We start from the raw sequence: 11,427 nt of genomic DNA, 5'->3' as shown, positions 1-11,427 counted from the left end.
CCTAAGCATGATCGAGCTAAACAGCAAGTTGGGCAATGAGCAGACCTTACACAACAGCTCTATCCACAGCCTGTTTCAACAACGTTCGGGAACCATTTGGATCGGCACTTACTACAGTGGCCTAGGCCTGATAAAGCCATCACTTACTCCTTTTCAGCACCTAAGCATTGGTCCAACCTCATCAAATCYTAACCACCGTGTGGTGAGCAGCATGTGTAACCGTAATCCAACCGAGCTTTGGCTTGGCACAGAAGGCGGAGGAATTAATATTCTTAACCAGGTAACTAAACGGATCTCTTATTTAAAAAATCAACAGGGCAACGATCGGTCCATTAGTTCAAATTTCATCAAAACCCTATTTAAGGATAAGGATGGTAATTTATGGATCGGAACTTTTTCGGGTACTTTGGATGTATTTAATGCCAATACCAATGCCATCGAACACCGTTTAACAGGAAGTGAGCGTGCTACCGAAATTAACTCGATTGTAGAGGATAAGACAAACCGTTTGTGGATGACCTCGAGCAATGGTTTAAAGGTATACAAACGTAGGGGAACCAGTTTGAAAGAAGATAGACTGATGCAGGAAAAAGCACTTAGATCTTTTACTGCCGGCATAGCGTTTCAGGATACTAAAAAAAGATTATGGTTTGCTACCGAAACCAAGGTGATGAAAGTTGAAGGCAATACGATTATCATCTATCATTTAAAATATCCCGTGAATACTATTTCTGAGCATCAAGGAACGATCTACTTAGGCTTAGAAGGCCGTGGCGTGGCAGAATTTAATGAAAAGAACGGTCATTTTGCTCCATATCATTTCAATAGTCTGATTGACAAACGTTCGATAATGAGTATAGCTTTCGATAGGCATAACCATATCTGGCTGGCTAGTGATAGTGGATTACTTAAGGTTACACCAGAAAAGAAAATCGTTACCCAATACACCAAAGCAGATGGACTGATCAGTACCAATTTTACCCCCAATGCCAAATACGAACAGGATAACAATTTGTTTTTTGGAACATTGGATGGACTGGTGTATTTTGATCCTGACCAAATCAGGGACAATACTACAAAATCGAGTATGGTGATTACCGGCATGCGAATTTTTGATGTTCCTGTAGAAATTGATGGTTCGGTACTGCGCAAATCCATCACCTATACCGACAAGGTTGAGCTTAGCCATAACCAGAATTCGTTAACCTTCGAATTTGCCTTATTGGATTTTATTAAGCCAACAAAAAATGCCTTCAGGTATAAGCTTCAGGGCTTAAGTAAGGGATGGACCACAAGCAATTTAGCAGAAGCAACATTTAACAACCTTGCTCCAGGTACTTATACTTTAATGGTAAGTGGCAATAACGGAAGTCCCAACTGGATGGGACCTACTCGTTTAACCATTAAAATATTACCACCGTTTTGGGCAACCTGGTGGGCCTATACACTGTATACCCTTATTTTAACCAGTATTGTTTTCTTCATTAGCCGTTATTTTGTGTTACGTACCCTCTTAAAAAGAGAAGATGAACTTCACCAGTACAAGATCAATTTTTTCACGAATGTATCACATGAAATCAGGACACACCTCAGCCTTATTTCTCCGCCTATAGAGCAGCTGGTTTCGGATGAACATTTGGGCACGAAACAAAAAGACAAAATAATCGGGGTTGCAGGCAATGCCAGGCGATTGCTCACACTCGTTAACGAGCTGTTGGATTTTAGAAAAACTGAGGATAACCGTTTAACGCTATCCGAAAATGTTCAGGATCTGCTGCCAATACTCGAAGATTGCCTGCAGATGTTTTCGGAAACCGCCCAACGAAAACAGATTACCACGCTATTTGAAAGATCACATCTAAAATCAGCTTTTTTGCTGTGCGATGCCTTCCAGTTGAAAAAGGCCATTATAAACTTATTGGCAAATGCCTATAAATTTACACAGGATGGTGGTATTGTTGAACTTAAGATCAACCAGACCGACAATGAAGTTACGATCATCGTAGAAGATAATGGTAGGGGTATTTCCCAGTCGCATTTAGACAAATTGTTTGAAAATTATTACCAGGTTGCAGACCATGGGTTTCAGAATACTGGTTATGGCATTGGCCTGGCCTTATCTAAGGCTATTGTTGAGCTTCACCAAGGCACCATTACAGTGACTAGCCAGTTGGAGACCATGAACGAGCATGGACTAACTTCATTTACGATTACTTTGCCCAAAAGACAAAATGGTGCGTATGAGCTGCAAGAAGCCTATTATGAAGAGAGTACTTTGCCCAATCGCCTGGCCGACCAGTTATTACCCTTAAGCCAGACCAGCGATAGCCCAAAACCAATCATCTTGCTGGCTGAAGATAACCTGGAACTCGCCACCCTTTTGGATGATATTTTAAACCCTCATTACCAGGTGATGATGAGCAGAAATGGAAAGCTGGCATGGGAACAGGCTAAACGGCATATGCCCGATCTGATCATCAGTGATGTAACAATGCCTGAAATGTCGGGCTTTGATTTTTGTGACCGGATCAAATCCAATGTGGCAACAAATCACATTCCCTTTATATTGCTAACCGCCAAAACACAGGCCGAAGATGTAATTGCCGGACTCTCGCATGGTGCTGATGTTTACCTAACCAAACCCTTTAGCCCTCAGGCTTTGCTGCTACAGGTTAATAACCTTATTACAGGAATAAAGAATGCGCAGGCACATATTAGCCAGTTATTGGATAAAAAATCTACATCAGTCGACATCTTTGAACAGTTAAACCAGACCACACTCGGAACAGAAAACCAAAAGTTCCTCAATCAACTGATAGAAAATATTGCCGGCTCAATAGAAAACCCTGATTTTGGTGTGAATGAATTGGCTAAACTGATGAATATGAGTACGCCAGTGCTTTACAAAAAAATTAAGTCGGTTTCTGGCTCATCAGTTAATGATTTTATCAAAAGAGTACGTCTTAAAAAAGCAGCAGAACTGCTGGAAACTAAACTATATACAGTATACCAGGTTTCATATATGGTAGGCTTTTTAGATAGCCGGTACTTTAGTAAGGAATTTAAGAAGTTTTTCGGGAAGTTACCTTCAGAGTGGACGGATAACCATTAAGCTGTGTTTTTGTTTAGTGGCACATCTTGGTTTTAACAATTAACCACTGCAACGGTATTGAATCCTATTATTCTGCACCCTATTATTTGCTTGGGTCTTAGCGAGACGCTACGACCAGAATGAGACTGTTTCCTGTTGGCTGTAATATTTATTAACCCCTGTTTCTCTATAGGATAGCACTAGGGAGGCTTTCATTATTTCAATAAGTAACACCTCATCAACAAATGAGCTTGTATCCTACTCCACGCAAACTGATGATCTGTATTTCAGGTTCACTTTTTAAGAGCTTTCGCAGATGTGCCATAAACACATCCATACTGCGGCCATTATAAAAACTGTCTTCTCCCCATATTTTGATCAGCGCATCCTCACGTTCCAAAATGTTATTGCGGTTTTTCAGTAATAATTCAAGCAGGATAGCTTCTTTATAAGAAAGTGAATATTCACCTACAGAAGTTTTTAGTTTTTGGGCTACAGGATCGAGTTCGCAGTTCCTGAACCGGTATTTTCTATCGGGATCGTTTTCCCCGTTGTTCGCTGGGCCAAACCGCTTTAAAAGTGATTCCATCCGCACCAGCAGCTCATCAATACTAAAAGGCTTTTTAAGATAGTCGTTTCCGCCGCTTTTAAATCCCATCACCACATCTTCGGTAAGGGCTTTTGCACTCAAAAAGATGATCGGAATATTGGGATCTGATTTTCTGATTTCGGCCGCCAGCGTATAACCATCCTTTTGAGGCATCATGATGTCGAGTACACAGATATCAGGCTTTTCTTTTTCAAATTGCGCCCAGGCAAGCACTCCATTTAAAGCCAGGTTTACCTCGTAACCACTGCTGGTTAAGCCATCGAGCACAATGCGCGCCAAAAAAGGCTCATCTTCTGCATATAAAACCTTAGTTTTCTTCATACAATGGCAAAATGATCATAAAATTACTTCCTTTCCCTATTTTGCTCTGCAGCGCAACACGCCCGCCATGGAGTTCTACCACCTGTTTTACATAATGAAGCCCCAGACCGGATCCTTTCACATTGTGGATATTATCCTGGCTAAAAATCCTGAAAAAGCGTTCGAAAACCTGTTGCTGATAAATTTCTTTAATCCCCGGACCATTATCCTTAAAGCTGATGGTTAACTCACGATCAGCAATGCTGCAGGAGACCTCAATTTTGGAGTGCGTAGGCGAATATTTCAATGCATTATCAATCAGGTTATAACATACGTTAGCAATATGCATCGCATCACCTTTAATAAAATAGGGCTCGTCAGAAGGCACAAGTATAAGCTGCGTATTTTTCTCGCGTACCTGAATATCCATCGAAAAAATCACCTGTTTGAGTACGGATTGAATATCGAAGAGGGTAAATTGCAATTTAGTTTTTCCAAGGTCCATTTGTTCCTGCTTAAGCACCTTTTCTATCATCGCTTGTAAACGCTGCAATTCATGACGGCTTATATTGATGTAATTCTGCAGCTTTTCGGGCTCATCAATCAAATGATATTTACTGATCGATTCAAGGGCCACAGCAATCGTCGAGATCGGCGTTTGGAGTTCATGCGTGATGTTACTGGTAAAGCTCATTCTCGCCTGGGCATAAAGCTGCTGATTTTTCATCAGCCTGATAAGCAGGTAGAACGCGGCTGCCGTAAGCGCCAGCATCAGGAACGACGAAATGAGGTAATACCTCATCTGATAAATGATCAACCAGGTAATGCTTGGCACCACCAGCTGATACTGTTTCTGAAACTTAAGGTTATAGGTATATTTCCCACTGACGAAAGAAGATACATCTTTAGAAACCACTTTCCCTTTCACCAACTTCCCATCGGAATAGTCGTAAAGGGCATAGTTCCTATCCATAGCCACACCCAACGCATTGAGCCGACGGTTTACCAAACTATCCATCTCCTTCAGGTCCCGCTGATCTTCCAGCGAAACTTCCTGCTGCGATTTGCCATCGATTACGGCTGTTGATTTGTTATCGGTTTGCTTTTTAGGATTGTTCGGGAACGACATTTTCATTTCTACCACCGAACTATCATTGGTAATTCCATAATGGAACCGGCTGCGCAGGTTATCCACTTTTAAATCATCAAAAGCGTGCTTCAGCACCAACCATTCTGGTGAGAGAAAAAACTGCTGAAAACGGATACTTTTCTCGTGCCCCTTCACGATGCTCTGATAGCTTATCTGCCTCGAAGCATCGCTAACAATAGATTCGAGCACTACAGCAACAGATTTCTTTTGCGCCAGATACAACTGCCGTATCCATGCACATTGCAGGCACAGGCTAATGATCAGTGTAATAACCGCCAGCGGAAGAACATATCTGGAGCGAAGCCATTTCATTCCCCTAAATTGAACAATTCATTTTATCAATGGAAGTCTGGGCCGAAGATTTAACCATATTTAACCGAGATTAACTTTGCTTAACATGCAAAGCATTTAGTTTTGAAACATGAAAAAGTTAACCCTACTCCTTCTTTTCTGCTTCCCCTTGATCGCTTTAGCACAATTACGTAAAGGTTTGGTAACCGATAAAACCGGTGAACCGATTGATGGGGCAACCATTGGCTTGCGCCGTGGAGACTCGACCCTAACCATCCAGGCTTCAAAAAACGGGTTGTTCAGTTTCCCGCAGCTTTTTAAAGGCAGTTACATTTTAAAGGTTAATGCTGTTGGATATCAAAATACGGTTCAGGCATTGAATCTTCCGATGGATTCGGTTGTGATCGTGATGACCAGTGAGGATAAAACCCTGGAGCAGGTAACGGTATCTGCTTCAAAACCACTTATTGTGAGAAAAATCGACAGGGTGATATTCAATGTCGAAAATAGCATCGTAGCCAGTGGTGCAACGGTTTGGGATGCATTGGGCAAAGCACCAGGCGTACAGACGCGTTTTGATGGTGGGGTAACGGCGAACAACAAAGGTGTGGTGATTTACATGGATGATAAGCCTATCAGGTTATCGGGCGAAGATCTGGCCGCATACCTCCGGAGCCTTCCTTCGGACAATATTGCCAAAATAGAAATTATTGCCAATCCAACGGCCAGGTATGATGCCCAGGGCGGTGCAGTAATCAATATTATTTCTAAAAAACCAAAAGGCGATGGCTTTAACGTGGTGCTTTCCGGCGGTTATACCCAATCAGCCTATAGCAGCTATACCCCAAGTATGGTGTTCAATTATCGGAAAGACAAATTGAATGTATATGGCAGTTATGGCTACAGCAGACGTAAAAAGGACCATACGGAGAGTGAGTACATCATTTTCGACTCGCCGGGAAACTATGCAGACTGGAAGAATGATAAATCGGGAATACGTTCGGGAAACGCCAATAGTTATAAAATCGGCGCCGATTACAACCTGACCGACAAACAGGTAATCGGGATTTTGGTAAATGGCTACAATGGTGCGAACAGCAGACCGAATAGCACATTAACGACTATTGTTAACAACCACTCCGCACTACCAGATTCTATTCTTCATACCCAAAACGTTTCTAATGGAAAAGCCTATCAATATAGTTTCAATCTCAACTACAAAATTAAATTAGATACCAACGGCCGGAATATTAATGTGGATTTAGATTATGTTCCTTACCAGAACAAAAACAGCCAGCAGGTAGATACTTATGGCACATTGGCCAATGGCAATCTGCTTCCCGACAATTACCACATCTTTACCCCGTCTGACCAGAATATCAATATCTATTCGGGAAAACTGGATTATTCGGATAAGTTCTGGAAGAAATGGACGTTTGAATCGGGTGTAAAATATAGCAGTGTCCGCACGCGTAACAGTTTTGATTTTTATAATAATCCGGCAACCGGCCCTGAATTGGTACCTAACCGCAGCGACCGCTTTGAATATGCAGAAAACATATCGGCTATTTATGCCAGTATTAGCGGAGATGCGGGCAAATGGAGTTTTGAGGGCGGCCTACGGGGTGAATATACCCGAACAAATGGCAAATCGATGGTATTAAACACCAACAACCAGAACCACTATTTTAAGCTTTTCCCAACGCTTTTTGTGGTTTATAAAATGAATAAAGACAACGAAATAAACCTCACTTATAATTCAAGGATCAACAGACCTGAATACTGGAGGTTAAACCCTTTTAAATCTTATACCAGCCCTTACACTTACCTGAAAGGAAACCCTGCGCTGCAACCCGCTTTTATTTACAATGGCGAACTGGGCTATACCTATAAACAGCAATATAACATTTCATTTTACCTACGGCGGGTGGTTGATTATTTTAGTAACATCTCGGTACAGGATAACACCTCAAAACTCTTTTATGATACTCAAAGAAATCTAGATTTGAGTCAGGAAATGGGTTTCTCGGCTTCCTTTCCCATTAAACCAGCTTCCTGGTGGGAAATCAACAATTATGCACAGGGCTCCTACCGCCAGGAAAAGTCGGGATATTTACAGGCGCGTTATGATTATCATGTTTGGGGTATTTACCTCAGCACTAATCATGCTTTTACATTGAACAAAACACAGGGATTGAAAGCAGAAATCAGCGCATGGTACTCTTCTCCTACCATACAGGGCATTTATAAACTTGCACAACTTTATGATGTGAGCGCAGGTTTGAGCAAGAGTTTGTTTAAAGGCAAAGGCACTTTAAGGTTGGCTGTAAACGATATGTTTTATAGAAATGCCTACCGCATTGATGTTGATTACGAAAATCAACATAATGGTTTTTATGAGAAAAACGATACACGMAGTGCTACTTTAAGCTTCTCGTACCGGTTGGGCGGTAATCCAACGGCTGCCAGGAAAAGAACTTCGGCCAGTGAGGAGGAAAAGAAACGCACGCAGTAAATTTTAACCACAGATGCACACAGATAAACACGGATTTCCATATCTGTGTGCATCCTTTCTATCTCCCGAAAATCGGGACAAGTCGTGGTTAAATTATTTTTGCTGCCTGGGTCTTAGCGAGACGCTACGTCCAGAATGGGATATTTGCGACACTATACATTTCCGCCCAACTAGGCCGTAGCACCGTATCCCCGTTCCACTTAAATCCGGCCTAACAAATTTTTCGGATTCTGCTGACCCAGCCACACCACTGACCTTTAAAGAAAAATTTTCAGCCGGCATTTTTTGTTTTTTCATGGGCTTTTATGTTTTCAACGGCATTCAAGCTAGCTGCGCTGGTCTTTTTGATGCCAAAAAGAAAGAGCCTTTCGGCGGCGGTGAGCCGAGGCAAGAATGAGCCCCTGGGTAAAAAAGGATATGCATCATTCAAATTGATTTTTATACAATAAATTATCCCTCAGACTGACGACCGCAGTGCTTAACTTAAAACATTGAGCGAAGGGCTACAATCGGCCTTCAAATACTATTTACGATTTATTTACAAAATTTACATTTTTATTTACAATCCAAATCACTCCATCCAAAAAATATCAAACTAGATTCGCTTAATCAATTTGAAAGGATATGAAACATATGAAAAAAACCATCTATGTGCTGATCTTACCACTGGTTGTGGTGAGCGGATTAGTATTTGCCAATCGTGAAATTAAGCCATCCCCAAAGCCCCTGTCTGCCGCTGAAATGAAAGCGCGCATGGTGGAGGACAGGAAAAAATGGGAGGCCTCTCCTGACGGGATCAGGTACAAAAAATGGGAGCTTTCTCCTGAAGGTAAAAAAGTGCATGCCAGTCATGATAAAATAAGGAATTACATAAAGGATTTCAGTAATATGGAGGCCGTGGTCACCTCTGTTACTTTTCAGCGCGCAAACGCGAAATMAGGACCAAAATGGCTTATCGTCAGGATTGATGGCGAAGAATACATGATGCAATTCACGCTTAAGGAATTTCAGCAGTTAAATGGCCTGAAAGTTAACGACAAAATAATGGTAAAAAGCCACAGCGCCGGGTATTCGCCCAATCATCCATATTTGATTGTATCAGGCGACTATATTGAGCAAAATAATAAGGTACTTTTTAAACGTGACTTTAGCAAAAATAACGGTTGCTGACAAAAAGCTCTGCATTCTGCACCTCCCAGCTAAGATTAAAAGCGCATCGAAAGATGTGCTTTTTTTGTTATAAACTGATTTTGCTTGGGTCTCAGCGAGATGCTACAATCAGAATGAGCAGATTGTTGAAAAATTGTATTATTAACAATACTGGATTTTAGTAACTTACAAATTAGTTTAAAACCAAAAAAACAATCTGTGATCCACGAGATTGAATCTCTATATATGAATGAAACCGAAATAAGCCACCTTGATAAAGTTTATATCAGTTATGGCTATGAAACAACTAAAGCTTACCCAGGGGTAAGGGTCTATCTATTTACCAAAAGTATTTATAGCGGTGCAGATGTTGTAAAACTTGATAGCAGTGGAGATGCTGAAGCACTAAAGAAAAAATATTCTGCATTGGGCTACGGAGTCAAAGTCAGAGACTTCAACAGCGTCTCTGAGGCAGAGGATATTTTATTCAAAGATTTTTTCAAAGCAGATGGAGTCATTGATAATTTAAAAAGGAGGTATAAAAACTTTGTTGGCAGAATAATGGAGAATCTGCCCGAAACTGCTAAATATCAATACATAAGGTCACCATATGAATTTTCTATTATTAATGAGGAACACGAAGAACAATCATCTCTGCACTTCAGCGCTGATGACCCCAATGATAATTTAACCGATAAAATAGTTGGGCTGATCAACAAGCATAATGGCCCACTATTAACAATTATCGAAGCGGCTGCTGGTTTTGGAAAGACTTGCACAGCTTATGAAATCTTAAATTCCTTTATTAGTACATCTATTAATAAAATTCCTTTTTTCACAGAGCTTTCCAGAGATAGAAGAGCAACAATATTTAAGCACATACTCCAGAATGAAATTGAAGAACAGTTTTCTAACAGAGTTGATTCTAAAGTAGTCATCAATGAAATAAAGCAAGGACGAATACCGCTGATAATCGACGGATTTGATGAATTGATATCTAAGGATTTTTCATTTTCTACAAGCAGGTTCGAGGAGGTAGAAAGCATGTTATCCACTATTGTTGACCTTTTAACAGATAATGCAAAAATTATTATTACATCAAGAAAAACAGCAATCTTTTCAAGCGAAGAATTTCACAACTGGATGATTGATAGAAATATTCCTTACACACTCGCCAAAATTTCCCTTACTGAACCTTCAATAGAAAATTGGCTGTCCAAGGATAAACTTGAACTCATTGATAGATCCTCCTTTCCAGTTAACAAAATCGCAAACCCAGTTCTACTTACTTATTTAAGATATATTGATTTCTCTGAACTATCGACCATGATATTTGAGAATGAATCGATTGTTCAGAAATATTTTGAATTCCTTCTCACAAGAGAGCAAATCAGGCAGAATTTAGTACTTGAACCAGAAATACAGCTACGGATATTTAGAAAGCTAGTCAGATTAATGACCGAACTTGATATCAAGACAGAGACCAAAGATTTCATAAAAGAGTTGATCCAGGAATACAATTCCAAGGTACTCGAAGAGACTAGAAAAAATTACACACCTGATAAAAGGCCAAGGATTGATCAGTTGGCAGACACCCTATCTAATCATGCATTTCTGGATAGAAAGGAAAAAAACCTAATCGGTTTTGTCAATGAATTTGTTTTTGGAACGCTAATAGGTGAAAATCTTATTATGGGTAAATTTGCTGAGCATAATCCCAAATTCTATGAATCATTAAACCAAATGTTCGCTCTTTTAGCTCTTGAAGCATTCAAGGTACAATCGGAGCAGTATAAAAAAGAGCTTTGGCAGATATTTTTTGATTATAACTTCCGTTACGAAGCCGAATTTTTCTTCAAGCTGGACATAGATCTATTGGGAGTGATAGTAAGAGACTACAAACATGCGATATTGGACGGCTTTGAACTGAAAGATATGCTAATCCAAAAAGAAGGCCAGTTCAGCGAAACAGTTTTCAACAATTGTGTTTTCTACAACTGTAACTTTAATTTTAAGTCGTTCAGTAATTGTTCATTCGTAAACTGTCGTTTTTACGACTGTCAGTTCGACACGAAAACGTCATATTCAGATAGTTATTTTGTGGCCTTTGGCTGTACAGACAATAATGATTTAATAAGCCAGGTATTCGATATTGATATACCCAGTAAGGTTCAGGATGTCAACCTTGAGAAATCTGTACTTTCTTTGTTCTTCAAAACAGGAGGCCTCTCGCCTAGGTATCGTCAGCTCTCCTTCATTAAATCTGAACTAAGCAAGGAGGATCAAAAGGAAATTTCAAAAATCCTACATAAGCTCAAGGC

The 11,427-nt window shown here is 40.4% G+C and carries 6 protein-coding genes; 4 read left to right on the top strand and 2 right to left on the bottom strand.

Annotation, left to right across the window (positions count from 1 at the left end; all coding sequences use genetic code 11):
* The coding region (locus tag AC1DND_RS07555) for a hybrid sensor histidine kinase/response regulator transcription factor (RefSeq protein WP_477580450.1) at positions 1 to 3,112 on the top strand (3,112 nt) is incomplete at its 5' end.
* A gap of 217 nt (positions 3,113 to 3,329) precedes the next feature.
* Here AC1DND_RS07555 and AC1DND_RS07550 read toward each other — a convergent pair.
* On the bottom strand, positions 3,330 to 4,022 hold the full coding sequence (locus AC1DND_RS07550) for a response regulator transcription factor (RefSeq protein ID WP_477580448.1): 693 nt from the start codon (positions 4,020 to 4,022) through the stop codon (positions 3,330 to 3,332).
* Entirely contained in the window at positions 4,009 to 5,463 is a 1,455-nt protein-coding gene (locus tag AC1DND_RS07545; RefSeq protein WP_477580446.1) for a sensor histidine kinase, read from the bottom strand. The genes AC1DND_RS07550 and AC1DND_RS07545 overlap by 14 nt, the downstream gene beginning before the upstream one ends.
* A gap of 109 nt (positions 5,464 to 5,572) precedes the next feature.
* Between AC1DND_RS07545 and AC1DND_RS07540 the strand changes: the two genes are divergently transcribed.
* The 3 genes from AC1DND_RS07540 to AC1DND_RS07530 form a co-directional block, all read left to right on the top strand.
* Positions 5,573 to 7,957: a TonB-dependent receptor gene (locus AC1DND_RS07540; protein WP_477580444.1), complete on the top strand. Its 2,385-nt coding sequence runs from the start codon at positions 5,573 to 5,575 to the stop codon at positions 7,955 to 7,957.
* A 633-nt stretch (positions 7,958 to 8,590) separates the two neighbouring features.
* Positions 8,591 to 9,127, top strand: a complete 537-nt coding sequence (locus tag AC1DND_RS07535) for a hypothetical protein (protein WP_477580442.1) — start codon at positions 8,591 to 8,593, stop codon at positions 9,125 to 9,127.
* A gap of 225 nt (positions 9,128 to 9,352) precedes the next feature.
* A partial coding sequence (locus AC1DND_RS07530; RefSeq protein WP_477580440.1) for a pentapeptide repeat-containing protein occupies positions 9,353 to 11,427 on the top strand: 2,075 nt, incomplete at its 3' end.

Source organism: Pedobacter sp. 01N416, assembly GCF_056399685.1.
This window is presented reverse-complemented; position numbering and strand designations above follow the sequence as displayed.

Bases quoted from the DNA above. Each gene is read 5' to 3' on its own strand.
- AC1DND_RS07550 (WP_477580448.1), bottom strand. From the start codon at position 4,022: ATGAAGAAAACTAAGGTTTTATATGCAGAAGATGAGCCTTTTTTGGCG.
- AC1DND_RS07545 (WP_477580446.1), bottom strand. From the start codon at position 5,463: ATGAAATGGCTTCGCTCCAGATATGTTCTTCCGCTGGCGGTTATTACA.